At 42.7% G+C, this 18,696-nt stretch carries 21 protein-coding genes and 1 pseudogene; 13 read left to right on the top strand and 9 right to left on the bottom strand.

Going from position 1 to position 18,696, the window contains the following annotated elements; translation table 11 throughout:
* The 3 genes from SPSYN_RS06960 to SPSYN_RS06950 form a co-directional block, all read right to left on the bottom strand.
* Positions 1-275, bottom strand: a 275-nt coding sequence (locus SPSYN_RS06960; protein ID WP_202623779.1) for an ABC transporter permease, incomplete at its 3' end; no start/stop codon positions are given.
* Positions 272-1,018 carry an ABC transporter ATP-binding protein gene (locus SPSYN_RS06955; RefSeq protein ID WP_202623751.1) on the bottom strand — a complete coding sequence of 249 codons (747 nt, stop codon included), beginning with the start codon at positions 1,016-1,018 and terminating at the stop codon, positions 272-274. The genes SPSYN_RS06960 and SPSYN_RS06955, both read right to left, overlap by 4 nt.
* Positions 1,002-2,294, bottom strand: coding sequence for an efflux RND transporter periplasmic adaptor subunit (locus SPSYN_RS06950; protein ID WP_161821760.1), 1,293 nt, complete (start codon positions 2,292-2,294; stop codon positions 1,002-1,004). Before SPSYN_RS06950 ends, SPSYN_RS06955 begins: the two co-directional genes overlap by 17 nt.
* A gap of 521 nt (positions 2,295-2,815) precedes the next feature.
* On the opposite strand from SPSYN_RS06950, the gene SPSYN_RS06945 reads away from it, so the two are divergent.
* From SPSYN_RS06945 to SPSYN_RS06930, 4 genes are all read left to right on the top strand, one after another.
* Complete coding sequence (locus SPSYN_RS06945) at positions 2,816-3,355, top strand: GNAT family N-acetyltransferase (RefSeq protein WP_161821759.1); 540 nt, start codon at positions 2,816-2,818, stop codon at positions 3,353-3,355.
* A gap of 139 nt (positions 3,356-3,494) precedes the next feature.
* The gene (locus SPSYN_RS06940; RefSeq protein ID WP_279279248.1) at positions 3,495-3,788 is read left to right on the top strand and encodes a DUF5655 domain-containing protein; all 294 of its coding nucleotides are present in this window, start codon (positions 3,495-3,497) and stop codon (positions 3,786-3,788) included.
* Positions 3,789-3,929: 141 nt separating this feature from the next.
* Positions 3,930-6,080 carry an ATP-dependent DNA helicase gene (locus SPSYN_RS06935; RefSeq protein WP_161821757.1) on the top strand — a complete coding sequence of 717 codons (2,151 nt, stop codon included), beginning with the start codon at positions 3,930-3,932 and terminating at the stop codon, positions 6,078-6,080.
* Complete coding sequence (locus SPSYN_RS06930; RefSeq protein ID WP_161821756.1) at positions 6,064-6,891, top strand: hypothetical protein; 828 nt, start codon at positions 6,064-6,066, stop codon at positions 6,889-6,891. Before SPSYN_RS06935 ends, SPSYN_RS06930 begins: the two co-directional genes overlap by 17 nt.
* Here SPSYN_RS06930 and SPSYN_RS06925 read toward each other — a convergent pair whose 3' ends face one another.
* Positions 6,892-7,116 carry a hypothetical protein gene (locus SPSYN_RS06925; protein ID WP_161821755.1) on the bottom strand — a complete coding sequence of 75 codons (225 nt, stop codon included), beginning with the start codon at positions 7,114-7,116 and terminating at the stop codon, positions 6,892-6,894.
* A 224-nt stretch (positions 7,117-7,340) separates the two neighbouring features.
* Positions 7,341-7,955: an HNH endonuclease gene (locus tag SPSYN_RS06920; protein ID WP_161821754.1), complete on the bottom strand. Its 615-nt coding sequence runs from the start codon at positions 7,953-7,955 to the stop codon at positions 7,341-7,343.
* Positions 7,956-8,006: 51 nt separating this feature from the next.
* Between SPSYN_RS06920 and SPSYN_RS06915 the strand changes: the two genes are divergently transcribed.
* Positions 8,007-8,504, top strand: a complete 498-nt coding sequence (locus tag SPSYN_RS06915; RefSeq protein ID WP_161821753.1) for a transposase — start codon at positions 8,007-8,009, stop codon at positions 8,502-8,504.
* Entirely contained in the window at positions 8,480-9,094 is a 615-nt protein-coding gene (locus SPSYN_RS06910) for a DDE-type integrase/transposase/recombinase (RefSeq protein ID WP_161821752.1), read from the top strand. The genes SPSYN_RS06915 and SPSYN_RS06910 overlap by 25 nt, the downstream gene beginning before the upstream one ends.
* A gap of 15 nt (positions 9,095-9,109) precedes the next feature.
* On the opposite strand, the gene SPSYN_RS06905 is transcribed toward SPSYN_RS06910, so the two are convergent.
* Both SPSYN_RS06905 and SPSYN_RS06900 read right to left on the bottom strand, forming a co-directional pair.
* Positions 9,110-9,469, bottom strand: a complete 360-nt coding sequence (locus SPSYN_RS06905) for an ArsR/SmtB family transcription factor (RefSeq protein WP_161821751.1) — start codon at positions 9,467-9,469, stop codon at positions 9,110-9,112.
* A gap of 191 nt (positions 9,470-9,660) precedes the next feature.
* Positions 9,661-9,984, bottom strand: a complete 324-nt coding sequence (locus SPSYN_RS06900) for a carboxymuconolactone decarboxylase family protein (RefSeq protein ID WP_161821750.1) — start codon at positions 9,982-9,984, stop codon at positions 9,661-9,663.
* A 1,006-nt stretch (positions 9,985-10,990) separates the two neighbouring features.
* Here SPSYN_RS06900 and SPSYN_RS06895 point away from each other — a divergent pair.
* From SPSYN_RS06895 to SPSYN_RS06865, 7 genes are all read left to right on the top strand, one after another.
* Complete coding sequence (locus tag SPSYN_RS06895) at positions 10,991-11,485, top strand: MarR family transcriptional regulator (RefSeq protein WP_161821749.1); 495 nt, start codon at positions 10,991-10,993, stop codon at positions 11,483-11,485.
* A gap of 51 nt (positions 11,486-11,536) precedes the next feature.
* Positions 11,537-12,427, top strand: coding sequence for a permease (locus SPSYN_RS06890; protein WP_161821748.1), 891 nt, complete (start codon positions 11,537-11,539; stop codon positions 12,425-12,427).
* Between the two features lie 104 nt (positions 12,428-12,531).
* Entirely contained in the window at positions 12,532-13,065 is a 534-nt protein-coding gene (locus SPSYN_RS06885; protein WP_161821747.1) for a universal stress protein, read from the top strand.
* A gap of 226 nt (positions 13,066-13,291) precedes the next feature.
* Complete coding sequence (locus SPSYN_RS06880) at positions 13,292-13,642, top strand: CC/Se motif family (seleno)protein (protein ID WP_161821746.1); 351 nt, start codon at positions 13,292-13,294, stop codon at positions 13,640-13,642.
* A gap of 73 nt (positions 13,643-13,715) precedes the next feature.
* Positions 13,716-14,057 carry a CC/Se motif family (seleno)protein gene (locus SPSYN_RS06875; RefSeq protein ID WP_161821745.1) on the top strand — a complete coding sequence of 114 codons (342 nt, stop codon included), beginning with the start codon at positions 13,716-13,718 and terminating at the stop codon, positions 14,055-14,057.
* A 528-nt stretch (positions 14,058-14,585) separates the two neighbouring features.
* A complete protein-coding gene (locus SPSYN_RS06870) occupies positions 14,586-15,929 on the top strand; it encodes an aminotransferase class V-fold PLP-dependent enzyme (RefSeq protein ID WP_161821744.1) in 1,344 nt (447 codons plus the stop codon).
* Positions 15,930-15,958: 29 nt separating this feature from the next.
* On the top strand, positions 15,959-16,357 hold the full coding sequence (locus tag SPSYN_RS06865; protein ID WP_161821743.1) for an iron-sulfur cluster assembly scaffold protein: 399 nt from the start codon (positions 15,959-15,961) through the stop codon (positions 16,355-16,357).
* 227 nt (positions 16,358-16,584) lie between these two features.
* On the opposite strand, the pseudogene SPSYN_RS06860 reads toward SPSYN_RS06865, so the two are convergent.
* Together SPSYN_RS06860 and SPSYN_RS06855 are read right to left on the bottom strand one after the other, a co-directional pair.
* Positions 16,585-17,151: pseudogene (locus SPSYN_RS06860) on the bottom strand (IS256 family transposase); the annotation flags it as partial.
* A 636-nt stretch (positions 17,152-17,787) separates the two neighbouring features.
* Positions 17,788-18,696 (bottom strand): ABC transporter permease (locus SPSYN_RS06855; protein WP_161821742.1); only part of this gene is annotated, 909 nt, incomplete at its 5' end.

Below are 18,696 nucleotides of genomic sequence, written 5' to 3'. Positions count from 1 at the left end.
CCCGGGACCTTGTCCTTAAGCACCTGCACGTCGCTAAGTTCAAGCATCTTGCCGGTAGGCTGCACTCCGCTGCGCCAGTCTACATAGATAGCAAAGATATTAGTGCCTAATTTCTCCATTTCCGCCATCAGTATGGCCCGGCCTCCCTGGCCGATGGCCACTACTGCAATCACTGCGGCGATGCCGATGATTATGCCCAGGGTGGTTAAAAAAGAGCGCAGTTTATTGGCCCGGATGCCCTCCAGGGCCACCCGGATACTTTCCAAAAGACTCACTTATTTCCCCCCTGTCGAGTAACAGAGTCGCCCATAGTTTTTAACTGTTCTACGGCATCCAGGGGGATTTCCACTATTTCATCGTCAACCAGAGAGCCGTCCCGAAAATGAATAATCCTGGAAGCGTGCAGGGCAATATCCCGCTCGTGGGTGACCAGCACTATGGTGGCCCTACTCCGGTTCAACTCCTGGAAAACAGCCATAATTTCTTCCCCGGAGCGGGTGTCTAGATTGCCCGTGGGCTCGTCGGCTAGTATTATCGCCGGTTCGTTAACCAGTGCCCGGGCTATGGCCACCCTTTGTACCTGGCCGCCAGATATCTGGTTGGGACGGTGGTTGACCCGGTTGGCTAAACCCACCCGCTCAAGGGCAAGGGTAGCCCTTCTCATCCTTTCTCGCGCATCTATCCCGGCATACAACATAGGCAGTTCCACATTACGCAGGGCTGTCATCCCGGGCAGCAAGTTAAAGTTTTGAAAAACAAAGCCTATTTTCTGATTGCGCACCCTGGCCATGCCGGTTTCATCGAGAGTGCTTATGTCGATACCGTCCAATTTATATGAGCCGGAGGTAGGGGTATCAAGGCAGCCAAGGAGGTTCATCATGGTAGATTTGCCGGAACCGGACGGCCCCATAACGGCAACAAACTCACCGGCCTTGATCTCAAAGTTCACGTCTTTTAACGCTATCACGGGATGCGCCCCGGTGCTGTATATTTTAGTCAAATCAAACACTTGGATCATCACGTAGTCCCTCCGAAACCCTGGCACCATCCGATAGAAGTTCATCCGGGCTAACAACTACTTTGTCGCCTTCCTTAAGCCCGGATTTTATTTCTGTATAAATATCGATATCCAAGCCGGTTTCCACTTTTTTCTCCCTGGCAGTATCATTTTGCACCACGTAAACCACGCGTTTACCGTCTTTTTCAACCACGGCTTCATATGGTACCACCAGGGTCTTTTCTATATCCACCGTGGTGATGGTCAAATCCACGGTATAGCCCGTGCGCAGGCCTTCGGAGTCACCGGTTATCCTAACAATCACCGGCACTTCGATCTGGCTGCCCTGGTTTCCGGTTTTCACCAGGGCGCCGGGGGAGACGCTGTGCAGCGTCCCGGTATACTCTCGGTCCGGCAGCGCGGCGGCAGTAACTTTCACTTGCTGCCCGGTTTTTAGCCGGCCGCTGTCCGCTTCACTCACCCCGGCCGTTACTTCCACCTTATCCGTGTTGCCGATGGTAATAAGCCGGGTACCGGGATTAATGTGGTCCCCTTCGGCCACCTCCACGGCAATTGCCACCCCGTCCATTGCCGCCGTGAGGGTGGTTCTATCCAATTGCCGCTGGGCCAGTTCCATCTGGATGCGGGCCTGCTCCACTTGTGCTTTAAGGGAGGTCAATTCCGGTTTTGTGGGACCTGATGTCTTGATTTCCAGCCTGGATTCGGCGTTTTTGTACTCCGTTTCCCTGGCGACCAGCTCGAGGTCTGCTTTTTCCAGTTCCTGAGCGCTTACGGCCTCTTCATCATACAGCTGTTTAATTCTCGCGTAGTTATTTTGGGCGTTTTGGTAATCGGCTTCGGCCTTGTTATAGTCGGCCCTGAGCTGTGCTATCTCCTCCGGCCGGGGATTCAGCGCGCTTGCCAAATTGGATTGCTGCACCACATAGTTGGCTTTGGCGTTGCTGAGCTTGTCTTCTAAATCGCCGGCATCAAGTAGACCGAGCACCTGACCCTTATGTACTGTTTCGCCCGGGTCGACATTTATTTCTTGCACCGTTGTTTCCTCGTAGCTGTAAAACTCTTGTTTTTCCACCAGTCTCACCCGTCCGGTGGCAAAAACATTATCCTGAACATGTTTTATTTCCGCTTGAGCTGTTTTTACCGGTATTCCTGTGGGTTTCATGCTTTTAACGATGTTGAAAGCAACAACAGACACAACAAGGCCGATGACTAATACCCCGGCCAAAAGCTTTTTCCGCGACATTTTGGCAAACTTTTGTTTTAATGATGGCAACATTTACTCTCTCCCCCGGCATAGAAATACTTACTTTCGATAATATATGGTTAATCAATCACCGTCCAGGATATTTTCCTCCTAATTATATAGACACAGCCAAAACCCGTTTTCTTTCAACCACTTAATAAATTTTTAACTCAACCGGCACTGCATAAATTAACAGTAAGCCCTTGATATAACGGCAGACTGTCAATTTAATTTCACAATTGACAAATGAACTTGCAGGAAATTAAAGTATAATGACGAAATTCATGGCCATGCTAGCGTTGAATATCATATCAATTATCCATTTGGTTATTAAAGTAGTTCTTACTTGGGGCCAGTAATTAATCAGGTTATAAAAAGTCTTCCAGTAATCCAGGCTCCATTTTTACAAAGGTGCTCCGAGGTAAAACTACTGATCCTAGATGATGTATGAGTACTATAGCGAGGACCGGTATATGGATATTTAAGTTATGAGCATGATGTTCATTTGGGGAGCCTTAACTGCCCATTATTCATAAATATTGAAAGGAAGAAATATGGTAATTTTATATACTGATAGATTGATATTGAGACCGTTACAAATTAACGATTTGGGTGATGTTTTTAATTATTCTTGTACACCAAATGTCGGACCAAATGCAGGTTGGAAACCGCATGAGAGCAAAGAAGAAACACTTGAAATAATGAATGCTATTTTTATGAACAAGGAAACAGTATGGGGAATCGAACTAAAAGAAACTGGAAAAATTATTGGCTCGATAGGTCTAATTAATGACCAGAAACGTGAATATGATATGGTAAAAATGATCGGATATGCAATTGGTGAAGCCTATTGGGGCAAAGGATTTATGACAGATGCTACTCACGAAGTGATTAAATTTGGATTTGAGGAATTACATTTGGTAGCAATTTCAGCTTATTGTTTTCCTTTTAACAAACGCTCAAAGAATATATTAAAGAAGTGTAATTTTGATTATGAGGGTACATTAAAAATGGCTGAGAAAATATTTAATGGTAATATTTATGATAATGATTGCTATTTATTGACCGCAGAAAGTTATTATCAAAAATGTTAATGGGGATTTGATAAACAATTCAACTTCCCATCATCCATATAATAACAGGCTAGTTCCCATCCTATCAATACACTTTAGCTAATCAGTGTCGGCAAAGAAGTTAGCATAATAAAGCATTTTCTAAAAATATTCGAATTGATTGTCAATTAGAGATTACATATTGGCTCTCGGTGATGATGTAACAGAAAATCAATTGAGGCTATATGTAGCTTTTAAGAAAATAAAGAATATAGTATGTGCGGAAGTATATCAAAAACAAATACTTTTACATTTAAGATTAAATCCCGATGAGATGGAACTAGAAAAAGGCTTTACTCGTGATATGCGTAATGTTGGACACTTTGGCACCGGTGATCTACAAATTACTATTAAAACCTTTGAAGATTTTGAAAAGGCCAAAGGTTTAATCGATAAAGCATATAATTATAACTGACCATAATAATTAGGGTCTGCTGAAGGAAATCAAGGATTTTTCTGTCTACAGTTCCTAGCGTTAAACTTACAGATTATAATGGACCCAAGAATTTGCGCAACAATAAACATAATGGTTCTTAGCCAATGGGAGTGGAGATTTATGTGTACATCTCAGATTTGCTACAACGATTTTGCTTCTCAATTGAGTTTGACCAAAGACCAGCAAGAAGCAGCTGCGTGCCTTAGCCAATTTCTACTTTCGGACAGCTCATGCTTTCTTTTAAAAGGCTATGCTGGGACTGGTAAAACTTTCTTAATCAGGAGCATTGCTGATTATCTGCACAGCATACAAAGTGAATATGTTCTCATGGCACCTACAGGTAGAGCCGCCAAGGTAATTGTGGAAAAAACAGGGCACTTAGCCAGCACCATCCACCGGGTAATTTATTCTGAAGTTAGCATACTGGAGACCAGAAGTGATGATGATGTAGAGAAATTAGGCTACCGGGTCCATTTTAAAATCAAAAATAATGAGGATGGCCTTTCGGTTGTATACATCATTGATGAATCGTCATTGATTTCCAATATAAAAATAGATAATCAGTTTCTGGAGTTTGGCACGGATTATCTATTAGATGATATTTTCAGTTATGCGGACATCCCTGACTTGAGTCGTAAAATAATATTCGTGGGGGATAATGCCCAATTGAGCCCAGTGGGTATGGATTTTTCACCGGCACTTGACGTTAAATATCTGTCAGAAAGATATGGCGTAAAGGTTATGGAATATGTGCTGATGGAAGTTGTCCGCCAGAAAAAAGAAAGCGGTATTTTAGCAAATGCAACCGCTATTAGGGATACTATAAAAAGTGGCATTTATAACAAAATCGATATTTCAGCAACAACTGACGATGTTTGCGAAATAGCTGCTGCGGACATTATTCCATTGTTCTGCGGACAAGTAAGCGATGACAACAAACCCGAGAAAATTATTATCGCTTATTCTAACCGGTTGGTTAACGAGTATAATTGGTCGATTAGAGAGAAGATTTTTCCCGGCATAGAGGGAATTACCGCCGGTGACCAAGTGATGGTTGTCAAAAATAATTACAGCCACAATGTTGCTTTATATAACGGTGATATGGGCAGGGTGGTATCAGTTTCCCCAAATGTAGAAAGAAGGCCTGTTTACTTAAAAAAAGGCCGGGAAAGAAACCTTGTTGTATTGTGTTTTCGTAACGCTAGACTACGCTTTTTAAGTATACAAGGTGCCGTGTATGATATTAACTGCAAATTTATTGAAAACCTATTGGAATCAACGGAAAGGGAACTTTCACCGGAAGAAATGAGAGCTTTATATGTGGATTTTCGCTTCCGTTACCCGAAATTAAAACCAGGCACCCAGGAATTCTCACTGGTAATTAAAGATGATCCATATTTTAATGCCATCCATTTGAAATATGCCTACTCGGTAACCTGTCACAAGGCACAGGGTGGCGAATGGAATCAGGTATTCGTTGATTTTCAATCTGGTCAGGGCTGTTTCAACAGGGCTTATTTGCGATGGGCTTATACTGCACTAACTAGATCGCGGCAAAAATTGTTTGCCATACATGCACCACACTATGGGATTATGTCCAAAGCAGTAGTGGTTCAAAAAAAGGCAATAGTATCCAGCACCAAAGAGATCAAAATTCCAGACGGTGTAGAGTTACCTGCTTTTCTAGCAGGCATACCGGAAAGCCTGGTAAATATCTACCTGGCTGTGCTGAGATTGCTGGAAGATAATGATGAGGTAATCGTCAAAAACATCGTGCATCATCAGTATTGTGAGCGGTATCTAATCAGTGCCCATTCAGAATTTTTTTGGATTAACCTTTATTATAATAAGGAAGGCGTTGTCACAAGAGTTCTGCCGCAAACAGGGCAACCCCAGGAGGTCGCCCAAAGGCTTGTTGGTAAATTGCAGCTTTTAGCCAACAGGAAGCTGAGTGTTGGTGAAAAAATCGAAGGACAGTCTAAGGACGAACCGGATTTCCCAGCAGATAAACCTTTTCTTAGAGAGCTTTATCTTATGCTGAAGGAAAGATGCAACAAGGAAAATATTAGAATCAGCCATTTAAACCATCATCAGTATAATGAGAAATATGAATTCGCCCAGGATAATCATTCAGCTATTGTTAGTTTCTTCTACAATAAGATAGGAAACATTACTACCATTAGTCCAGAATCAAATCATTCTAATTCAACCGGGCTGTTAAACCGAATCTTAGAAATTGCAGGTGAGATGAAAAATGGCACAGGCGTATGAGAAGCGACAGGAAGCAAAACATTTTATGGCTGAAGGCAATTTTCAGGAAGCGTCTTTGATCTATCAAGATCTTTGGATAAACTACCCAGAGGTGAATAATGTCTGGGATGGTTATCATTATGCCCGCTGCCTTTATAAATTAAAGGATTACCAAGCATCACTGGATGTCTGCCGAGAGCTTTTTACAATGCACCATCAGTCTATCAACAACATTTACGCCTGGAATATTTATTATCTGGAAATTGATATCGAAGAAGTGACAGATATCGAAAAATATCTGAAAGCCGCTAATGCGATTATCAATCTCTGCAATCAGCAGGATTCTTATTCACCTTATACCCGCACGGCATTAAAGATGTTGAAGTATTGCGATGTCAAAGGAAAATTTGAAATGGCTCTGCAGTGGGTAGCAAAACTGAATCCGGATGAACTTTCATCAGAGCCATTTCGTTTTACTGACAGCAGTGGTAAACAGAGGCAGATATCATCAGATAAAGAAAAGTATTTTTTGTCTTATACAAAAGTACTTCTAAAAACTTGCCAATATGGGAAATGCATTGAAGAATGCCAGAAGGCATTGGTACAGGTAGAACGGTTCATTAATGACGGCGATGTGTGGTTAAGAAAAAATGCGGCTGATGCCATGATTGAAATGGGCAATGACGGGGAGGCATTAAAAGAATATCTCAATTTCTATCCGCGAAAAAAGTTGTGGTTTATCCAGCATGAGATAGCCAGACTTTATTTTCGTCTAGGGGATACAGATAAGGCCATTGATTATGGACTTGCAGCGGCTCTCTTTAGTGTGTAATTATTTAATTAATTTAACTGTGTGCCGATCAATGAGTTCAAATAGATGTGGGTAATTTTTAGCTCTCAAGAATATCTGATGCTCCAATGCCTTATTACCGTCTTTTTTTCGGTATAGGTTCATGGAATATACTTGGTCACTAATATCTTGAGTTGATGCTTGGCCATCAGGCTTATCTTGTAAAACATATACCATTGCTTCATGAAGGGTCAATTTATCAACCAAAACAAACACCTACATATTCTTAGTTAAATTTGTTCTTGATTTATTCTAATACCTCTGAATCCTGTGGTACGCGAATGTGACTCGGTCAGGCTTCCCAGGTTTAGGTGGCCAAACATCAGGTGGCCCTGGCGTTGGGTTGAGGAGAGTTTGATTATTACATAGATCAATACTAAATGCCTTGCATTAATTTGATATAATTATTAAAATATTTTTATCTCTACCCCTTACCCCACTTCCCGGAATTTGTTATACCTGACCTCCAGCCTATTTTGATCCGGCCAGAGCAGCTTGCTTTTGGGCAAAATTATTTTCTGGTCATGCAATTGCTGGATGCCGTGCCTTAACATTGGGCCATCTCTCTCTAATAATATATCTTCACGCACCATCATCTTATAGTCCGGAGTGATGCCGATAATATTGCTGTCAAAGGCCGCATGGTGAATCTTGCACAAGGATAACCCGTTGTTTACTAGGGGCCCGCCCAATTCATCGGCATCCGGTATGATGTGAGCAGCATCAAGTAACTCGGCATGTTTAAGCTTGCAAAAAGCACATTGCGAGCTGTACGCCTCCAGAACCCGCTCGCGGAATGATTTTTGGTGTAACCGCTGTCTTATCGTTGAAGTAATATAGCTACGCTTAAAATATGTACTGTCTTCCATTACATAGTCAGTTGCTGCCTGATGTAAAAATAGCTGCGCAGTATTTGGCTCATCGGCAGCAATGGTAAAGGTCAAAGCTTTTGGGTCATCCCCCATTACATATACCGGCCATACGGCCAGATACTTACCTTTAACTATGCCATGAAAATATACCCCCTGTGTCAGAATAGTTGTCATAGGCCTCTAACTAAAATATAGTTAGTTAAGTAGAGCAGAGGAGGAAGCCTTATGACAAGATACAGTGAAGAATTCAAGTATACAATTATCAAAAGAATGATGCCCCCTAATAACGAATCCGTTAGTGCCATTTCAAGAGAAACAGGTCTTTCTGATGGCACGCTATACAGTTGGCAGAAGAAGGCCAGAGCTAACGGCATAGCAGTTCCAGGTGGCGAGCCTGAAGTGGAAAAATGGAGTACGCAGGATAAATTTCTAATAGTAGTTGAAACAGCTTCCTTAAATGAGATAGAAATGGCAGAATACTGCCGTACCAAAGGGCTATTTGTTGAGCAAGTGGAGGCCTGGCGAGATGCCTGTATGCAAGCCAATGGCGGTATAGCCCAACAAGCTGCTCAATTACAAAAGGACCTTCGCCAAAAGGATCGCGAAATAAAAGATCTCAATAAAGAACTTAAACGGAAAGAAGCTGCACTTGCCGAGACTGCAGCACTTTTGGTTCTAAGAAAAAAAGCCCGTGCGATTTGGGGGGACCCCGAGGACGACTGATCAGCGCCTCAGATCGCCAAACTGCCATAATGCTGATCAAAGAAACTGTTGACTCAGGGGCTAGAGAAGCAGCGGCTTGTAAAGAACTTGGAATTACTCAGCGTACCCTGCAGCGTTGGAGAAGTAAACTATCACCCATAGAAGATCAGCGAAAACATGCCAAACGCCCGGCACCGATAAACAAGCTTAGCATAGAGGAAAGACAAGCCATCATAGAAACCGCAAATCGAGCTGAATTCAAAAGTCTGCCACCAAGTCAGATTGTTCCACGCCTGGCTGATCGCGGCATCTACCTAGCTTCTGAATCGACATTCTACAGAGTGCTGAAAGAAAATAGCATGCAACACCATCGCGGAAGAGCTAAAAGTCCATGTTCAAGACCCATTTCAACCCATTACGCTACCGGCCCAAATCAAGTCTGGATGTGGGATATCACCTGGCTTCCAGGGCCGGCTAAGGGCATCTATTTCTATCTGTATCTAATTTTAGATCTATTCAGTCGGAAAATAATTGCCTGGGAGATTTGGACTGAAGAATCCTCCCAAAACGCCAGTATACTGGTCCGGCGGGCTACTGCCGAGGTCATCTGATTGAATCTTGCTACACTAACTTTTCTTGAAAAACCAGGGCGAACAAGGGCATGGCATCCCAGTTGCCATATCCTTATTCTTCTGGCCATTGAAGGTGTATTGATTAAAAGCACCAAGTAAATCGATAAGGACGGGACTTTTTAATCGGTAATAGATAAAAGGGCCTTTACGCTCAGTATCTACCATCCCCGAATCACGCAGTGTTTTTAAGTGAAAGGAAACCAAAGTCTGGGGAAGTCCAGTACCATTAATCAATTCTGATACTGAACATTCGTTTTTACCTAATACGGAAATAATTCTTAATCTATTAGGATCGCTAAGTATCTTAAATAGCCTGGCAATTTGCTCAACAGAATTGATATCCACCTGGTCCATAAAAATCTCACCTCCTATCTAAAAAGCATAAAAAGCGCAGAATAGATATTAGCCGACGCACATATGTGTCTTTACTCATATGTTATCCCTAAAAAAATATTTTGTCAATTCAAAAAAAGAAAAGCATTAACACAAAAAAGCCGTCCTATGCTTTAATAAATAAGCACTAGGACGGCTTTTTTTAATACTTCTTAAGAACAGCAATCGTTATCGCTATTTTCTTTGATGAAATCCTCGATATCGCTGAGAGCATCCATTGACCAGCACTCGTCCGATCCCGCTGCCTCTTTCATGACCAAAGCCAGAATATAAGCTATCTCTTCCACGGTAGCCCCGGCATCCAAAGCGCCCTTAAAGTGAGTTTGAACACAGTGCTTGGACCGGGCTTTGATAGCCAGTGCGAAGCAGATAAACTGGTAAGTTTTTTCGTCAATCGTTCTTTTCTGCTTATATAAATCATTAATTTCATTCATCTTAGCGGCAAACTCAGGAAAAAATTCAGCCAACATACTCATTTTAAAATACCTCCCAATATTAATTTAACTGGCATAGGCTAAACAAAAAGGATAATATCCGGTTTATAAATGAATATATAGAAACAGTTTCGAATTATTAAATTTGATGCCGGTTCCATTAGGCAACCCTTGCAACCTTTTTTGTTTGGATGGCTTGGTCCAGATACCCTTATACCATTTTCAGACAGTACTTCTTGTTTATAACTAATTGTATATTATTTTAATTAGTTGGACGGTATTCCTTAGCAGACAAGCAGTGCTAGGGGACAGGATTAAGCCTCGTTTTTTAAAGGTAAACCTGTTCCATTGTCAGCGGCAGGTTGTTGTTCAGTCCCTTTGGTAGCAGCAGTTGGTAAACGTTTAGACCAGAAACGATATGGCGCAGCAGCAACAATGTAGTCAATGTTCTCTATGCAAACTTAATATCCAACTTTTGCTGATTCGGCTTAATTATTCTGCTAAAACATATGGCTACTTTGCCAATTATTTTTAATACACCATATCACCTCTTTGCGTATAGCATAGATACATATCCATTAGGGTTAAGTTCCACTTTTGTGATTTAGTTTCTTTTGTCAACCATTATACGGGTAACTGTTTCCAATGTCAACTATTGCGTTATTTGTTTTTTCTCCGGTTATAAGGGGGAAATATGTCGCAAAATTTAAAGTATTTCCGGCTTAATTATGTAGCGGCCTTAATGGTCAGTTGGGATGACGCTGCTCTTGGAGATGACTTTTGCAACGGGAATTCAAAACATAGCAAGTTTCTGTTTTAGTTAAAATTAGTCAACTTAAGAAAAATGCATATTGTTTATTGAAGAGTCACATTGACTGGATGGTAAAAGCAGGCTAGTTTCAAAGAAAAATCTTCTTTTGGTGGTCTTTCAAATTTTGCATACACGCAAACACTTCCGGAATATATAATGTAATAGTTGACACTGGAAACTATAGCTCATATAATAGTTGATAAAGGAAACTAAAATTTGTTAAGGAGCTTATTTCTAATGGAAAAAGATTTTATAAAAATTTACAACCTAATCCAAGAATTATCCTGGCATTTTGGCGCCCACGGTATTAATGGCGAGTGCTGTGGGGATTTGTCTTTAGTGGAATACATGGCCTTGAAAAAAATAGAAGATTCGGAAAACATCACTGTGCAAGAAATTGGTAATGCCTTGAATTTTACTAAAAGCGGGGCCAGCAAGATCATTGATCGACTAGAAAACAAGGGTTATGTGACGCGTGAGATATCTCCAGAAAATGGCCGCGTGTGTTTTGTAAATACAACCGCCAAGGGGGCAGAAATAGCCTCAGAAATAGTTAAAAAGTATTCGGCTTATGTGTATGAAATGTTGAAAGAGCAGGATAAGGCTATGGTCGGGAATATAGAAGCTGTTTTAAAGATCCTGGTGGATTCTGCAAATGGGCTGGAGAACAATCTGAATGGCAAATTCACTCAGGGGGGAGGCAAGATGACGGTATTCGAAATGAATAGCTAAAAATAACCATCCAGGACTAAAGCTGTGAGGGCATTGGGAGGGTAGGTCTAGATGAATACTTTTATAGCAACACTAAAGTATTTTGCCATTATCATGGCAGAGCTTGTGTTTCTGTTTCTTTTAATCAGTACGATAATAGCGCTTGTGTTTATGTATATCGACCAGGATAAGTTAAAAAAATGGATGGACGGAAAAGGTATCTGGGGCAATATCCTTGGTGTAATTTTCGGCGCCGTCACGCCCTTTTGTGCCTGTTCTACTGTTCCCATGACGGTAGGTTTTTTGCAGGCTGGGGTACCCTTTGGCAGCATTATTTCTTTTGTCATTGCTTCACCGTTGATGGATCCCCTGGTGTTTATCCTGTTGGGGACATTTATGGGTTGGAAGGTAGCGGTGGCTTTCTTGATGTTGACCTCTGTTGCTGCGGTTATATTTGGAGTCCTTATAGACAAAACAGGTGGAGCAAGCCAGGTTAAGAATGTACGCATAGTCGGGGGCGGGGAGCAAAATGAAGAAGTTCCGGAAGATTTTAAAGGCAGGCTGGTTTTGTCCTTTTGGAAAGCCTGGGATGATTTCCGGGCAGTGTTTCTCTATATGATTATTGGTGTAGCGATTGGGGCAGCAATTTACGGTTATTTCCCTGAAGATCTGTTGGCCAGAGTGGCCGGTCGCGACAATCCATTTGCTGTGCTCGCCGTGGCCATAATCGGTATGCCATTATATATTCGCGTTGAAGCGGCTATCCCCATTGGTCTGGCCTTATTGGATAAGGGGGCTAGTATTGGTGCTGTTATGGCTTTGATTATCAGCGGAGCCGGTATTGCTATCCCTGAGTTGACAATGCTAGCGGCTATATTTAAGAGGAGAATCATAATCGAGTTTGTAGTAATTGTATTTGTAATGGCTGTAGTAACAGGATTGATTTTTAATTTGATTATGTAAGTACGTACAGGCATAATAAGAAGTAAGATCTTCCATCTGAGATTATCGAAAGGGGGGCATTGTATGTTTGAAAGAGTTTAACCAGTGAAACTTTTTCAGGCGGAGTGGCCTCTGAGGTAATCCATTATGCACAGAAACCGGTTTTATTAGTTAGACTGGGAGAAGATACTAAAAAAGACGCAGCCGCTAAGCAAATTGCGAGTTTTGGCCTAAGTGATCATATCCTATTCCCTACTGATTTTTCCAAAAATGCAGATCAAGCTTTCCAATACTTATCTAAATTGGCTTCAGTAGGAGTTAAGCAAATAACTCTGTTGCACGTTCAGGATCAGACCCGCATTAAAAAGTATTTGGAAGACCGCCTGGAAGAGTTTAATCAAATTGACCTGGAACGGCTGCAAAATTTGAAAAAACTACTCGAGGAGATACCCGGTATTGAGGTACATACGGCAATAAAATATGGTCATCTCGTGGTGGAAATATTAAAAGTCATCCAAGAAAGTAATGTGCAGCTTGTGTTGATGGGAAGTCAGGGTAGAGGGTTTGTTAAGGAGCTATTCTTAGGCAGTGTCAGTCATAACATTGTGCGTCAAGCTGATGCATCTGTATTATTAATTCCAGCCTTGCGTGAGGATTAGGTTAACCTTTTGTGACTGATTATGTATGAAGATCAATTTTATGTAAAGCTTGGTTTTAAGATATAGGTAGTTATATAATTAAGTTAGAAACATTCTTAACAATGTAATGTGGTAGATGCATAAGGGTGCCAGAATGGTTCGGGTTGGTAATTGCTGAGGTGTGTTTTAATAAGACAATGTTAATGATAGGTTCTAGGTGAAGTTTAATTTAGGAAGGGTGGTTAACGTGTCCGTAATTGCAAAAAGCACTCATGATGTACATGGTGATTCGGGGAATATTCCAAAGGTCGAAATTTCCGAAGATGCTAGTGGCTATATTCTTGACAAGGGCGGAATCATTACCTTAATGCTAGGAAGAGCCTTTGGCTTTAGCTGCTGCGCTGACAACGTCTGTGAGCCTGTCGTGTTTGCAGGAAAGTCACGTCTTCCTGAAATTTTTTATAATGAAGTTCTTACTAACGGCATAAAGGTTTACATTTCCAAAGGGGTCTTAGTTGAACCCGATGGGATTAAGATATCCCTGGGTAATTTACGGGGAGTTCCAACCCTGGAGGTTGAAGGAATAATAACTTATTAGTTAAACAAAGCTAGGGGTAGTTAGTTTTTGTGAAGGATTTTATTTGAAATTTAATTTGGGAAGGGTGGTTTAAATGTCCGTAATAAATCCAAACAACACTCATGATGTACCAAGTGATTCGGAGAAAATGATAAGGGTCGAAATTTCCGAAGATGCTAAGAGTTATATTCTTGGCAAAGGCGGTGTCATTACTGTAATGGTAGGTAGAGCCTTTGGCTGTACTGACAACGCTAGTGAACCTGTCGTATTGGTAGGAAAGTCACGTCTTCCTGAAAGTTTTGATGAAGTTCTAGCTAACGGTATTAAAGTTTACATTTTTAGAGGGGTCGTTGCTGAACCCAATGGGATTAAAATATCCCTGGGTAATTTACGGGGAGTTCCAACCCTTAAGGTTGAAGGAATAATCACTTATTAGTTAAACAAAGCTGATTAGTCTGTCATAACATTGTGAGTCAGGCTGATGCATCTGTATTATTGATACCAGCCTTGCGTGAGGATTAGTTTAACCTTTGAAGTTTGATTGGCTTGAATATTATCAGAAATTCAGTCACAAGATGAGCGGCTGTTCTGGTGTTGATGTTGGCTAATATGAGACTTATTGTGAAGGAGGTTTTATTTATGGCTAAGGAAAAAGGTGAAAAGAAGGGGTTGTTTGACTTTTTAAAGAGACCAGCTAAAACATCAAGTTGATGTGACCTTAAAATTGTCGAGATCGACAATGAAGAAAAGAAGGATGGAAATAAAGGTTGTACTGAGTTTAAACCTGAGTCAAATACTGAAAAAAAATAAACCCGCAAAAAGCCTCTGTTGGCGTTAACAGCAGTGGCTTAGCTATAAATCTTGCTGGGGCTGTTTCCCTAATTTTGGTTTCCAGCTGACAAGATTATTTAGTGGCCATAAACTCAGTTGCTATAGTGGTTAATAAAGGGACGAGGTGGAACGCATGAATAGCAGAAAATCCATCGAGGAATGTAGAGCAGACTTTCCCGCACTTAAGAGACAGCGAATGGGGAAGCCCCCCATTTACCTGGATAATGCGTGCACTACCCTGGTGCCTAAGCAAGTCATTGAGTCAATTCAAGAATATTATACGGAATACCCCTCCTGCAGCGGCACAAGAAGCCGTCACTGGTTTGCCCAAGAGGTTAACGAGCGCATTGAAGGAGATCCCAGTAAGGGTATAAAGGGCTCACGGCAGATGATCGCCGAGTTTATTAACGCCGGTTCTAAAAAAGAAATCATCTTCACCCTGAATGCAACTCATGCCCTCAACCTGGTGGCGCTTGGTTTCCCGTTCCGGACCGGGGATGTTGTTTTACTGACCGACAAGGAGCACAATTCGAATTTGCTTCCCTGGCTGAAAATGCAAAAAGCAGGGCGTATCAAGGTTGATTTTATACAACCCGATGCTCAGGATAACTTTGACCTCGATGCTTTCGAGCAGAGGCTGAAAACCGGCCGGGTCAGGCTGGTCAGTATGGCCTATACGTCAAACATAACCGGTTATACCATTCCGGCCAAAGCAATAACCCAAATAGCCCATCAATACGGTGCCCTGGTACTCTTCGATGGCGCTCAGGCCGTGCCCCACCAAACGGTTGACGTTCAGAGTCTGGACGTTGATTTCCTGGTTTTTTCACTGCATAAAATGTGCGGACCGCGCGGGGTGGGAGTGCTTTATGGAAAAAAAGAACTGCTTGGCCAGCAGCCCCATGAAGAGGATGAGATTGAGCAGGTGCTCGCGCCTGTCATCCAGGGCGGAGGTACGGTCGCCGATGCGACCTATCACGATTACACGCTGATGCTTCCGCCGGATAGATTCGAGGCAGGAATCCAGGATTACCCTGCCCTGATTGCCTCTGGAGCGGCTGTCCAATACCTGCAGCAATTAGGCCTGGACAGGATCAGGGACCATGAGACTAGTTTAAATCATTTTCTGACCGAGGAACTGCTGAACCGTTATGGGGATACGGGATGGTTCAGGATCGTCGGCCCGCAAGATGCGGCACAAAGGGGCGGAATCTTGACCTTCGAGGTTAAACGGCCGAATGCGCCGGGGTTAGCCGCCGACCTTAGCGAAAAGAACAACGTTATGATCAGGGACGGAGTTTTCTGTGTACATGCCTATTTTAATGAGAAGTTCGGACCTCAATGGACCCGCCCCATAGCGCACAGTGAGCATAGGATGGTATACCGGGTTTCCTGCTACTTCTACAATACCATGGAGGAATGCCGGGTATTCCTGGAAACACTTGATGAGATATTTAAAGAGCGCGGCTATATTTGAGATTAATTCAAACAAGGGAGGATAACGAAATGCATGAAGCAATTAGAACGTATTACCAGAAACTATTAAAAACGGGATTCGAGTATACCGGTGAAATCAAAAATGCATCCATTTTCCTGAAAACTTTCGGAGCAGTTAGCCCCGTCTGTGGAAGTCCGGACGATTTCTTGTTTCTTTATATCCAGGTGGACAACAACCGTATTTCTGATATTAAGTATCAATGTATCACTGATCCAACAACCAACGTTGCCATAGAGGTTCTTTGTTCTTTGGTGAAAGGGAAGACTTTGGAGGAAGCCTCTCTGCTAAAGGCAGATGCGTTTAATCAATTTCTGGGCTGCGAGGACGAATTAATGCAAGAAAAAGCAGAGTTCTTGTTGGAATTCCTCAAAGAAGAAGTCCTGCGCTATAAAACGCAAACAAAATAGTTTTGATTAATTAATAGGGAGTGTGAAATTTTACGTGTAAACGGTTTGATCCCGCTATAACCGGTTAAGCTATAAATGGCTCTTTCCCGCCAGGAGGATAAGGCAACGGTGGAGACCGACCTGAGCGCCTGACGGAGTTCTGCCGGGGATAGAAGGGGTAGCCTTACCAGGCTGCCCTTTATGCGTTACCTGCTATCCCTGAGGAGAACCGAAGCGATAAACTCAATCTTGTATGATACATACTTTAATGAATTACGTATTTGGTGTATGATACAAAGCTGAATTTCAGTCTTGGGAAAAACCGTGTTAATGGCCTCAGAAAATCCGGGAAGCCCGTCTTTACAGGCGATTAGGATGTCTTCTACACCTCTGTTTTTGAGTTCATTACACACACCAAGCCAAAAACTGGCACTTTCGTTTTCGCCGTTCCAGATACCAAGTATTTCTTTTTGGCCGGCCATATTAATGCCTAACACACTATAGGCTGCCTTGTTTATTACCCTACTATCTTTACGAACCTTGAAGTGGATTGCATCCAGGAAAACAATAGGGTATACACGATCAAGTGTCCGGGACTGCCATTCAGTCACCATAGGTAATATTTTATCCGTTATTTTGCTGACCATAGTAGGTGATACATCAATACCGTAGATGTCACGCATATGGTCCTCAATATCACGGGTGGACATACCCTTGGCATACATAGCTATAATCTGGTCTTCAAGCTGGTTAGAGGTCTTTTCATATTTGCCGATAATTCTCGGCTCAAATTCACCGTTACGATCTCGGGGGATTTTAAAACTCCAGCAGATGTGTATTATGCTGCTACTAACTTACCGCAGCAATCTGCATAACCAAGATATTCGAAAAAGCAGGCCATTAAGGAAATGAAACCAATTGTCTAACCCTATCAGTCAAATCCAGAGCCATCTGATGTGAACTAAGCGCCCGCCGGTCTTGACACCATGTGCTGTTTAATGGGTAACCCGACCGACGGATATACGCCAATAAATCAATTGATTACTGGTCGGGTTTATTAAGCCTAGCACATGGGTGTCCAGACTCTCCGCTTCGCTCCGACCGCAAGCGGCTGCTAAATGTTGTGAATGGAAGAACTACCCTCCCTCTGGAGACCGCCTGTTTTTTTAAATAATGTTAAAATCTAGGTAAATAGGCATACATTAGTACCCCACATAGATACATTTAACCGGAGAAGTCTTCCAGTTAATACTTTACCCAGTGTCGCTTTGAATTTAAAAAATCGTGTCTTGACATTGGGGTCCATTGTAGTTAGAAATCCCATGACCACTGTGCGCGGATTTTTACAAATATTAAAGGATAAGAAGGAATGTATAAAGTATGTTGATTATTATAATCTGATTTTGTGGCTGGTTGATTATAAAATGCCGAGAGTAGATGATTTGTTCATCTTATGTATCCCTCCGCAATGCTTCGATAGGGTTCATCTTGGCTGCTTTGTTGGCGGGGAGTATGCCGAAAAAAATGCCGATGGCAGCGGAGAAGGTGAAGGCGATCAACATCGTCCACCAGGATACCAGGGGCGGCCAATTGGCCAACTTGGCAATCAGAAAGGCTCCGCCAACACCGAGCAGCATGCCGATTATGCCCCCGATCAAGCAGAGCACTACCGACTCAATGAGAAACTGAGTCAATATATCCTTGCGCCTGGCCCCCACGGCCATGCGAATACCGATTTCCCTGGTGCGCTCAGTGACGGAGACCAGCATAATGTTCATTACCCCAATGCCGCCCACTAAAAGCGATATGCCGGCGATGGCGCCGATAATCATGGTCATGATGCCGGTTACTTGGTTGGCCGACTGCATTTCCTGCTCCATGCTGTAACTAACGTATTGGGCGGAACTGCGATGCCGCCGTTCTAGTACCTTTACGGCCTGCTCCATGGTTTCTTGCACCTTTTCCCTGGAAACAGCACTTCCTTCCAGGCTGTTTATATATGTGCCGAACATGTTCTGCCAGGATCGACTGGGGATGAACACCCTGGGCTCTTCTGAAAAGCCCAATATGGAGTCGCCTTTAGCCACCACGCCCACTACCTTAAATGGTGTGCTGCCGATCCTTATTATGTTACCCACGGGTTCGGAGCGGCCGATAATTTCGTCGGCCAGTGCCTCGTCCAGCACGGCAACTCTCCGGCCCAGGGAATCATCCTCCCGGCTGAAAAAATGGCCGGTTTTTATATTCATCTTTCTAATGTACTCATAGTCCGAAGATACACCCCATACCTGGGAGTATTTTTTATTCTTGGCTCCCCTGACATCCTCCATGGTGGTGCTGTTGGCAGAAATATGGGTTAT

Origin of the sequence: Sporotomaculum syntrophicum, assembly GCF_009932395.1 — a bacterium.
Classification (GTDB): Bacteria; Bacillota; Desulfotomaculia; order Desulfotomaculales; family Desulfallaceae; genus Sporotomaculum; species Sporotomaculum syntrophicum.
Note: the sequence above shows the minus strand (reverse complement) of the source record. Positions and strands in the feature narration are given on the sequence as shown.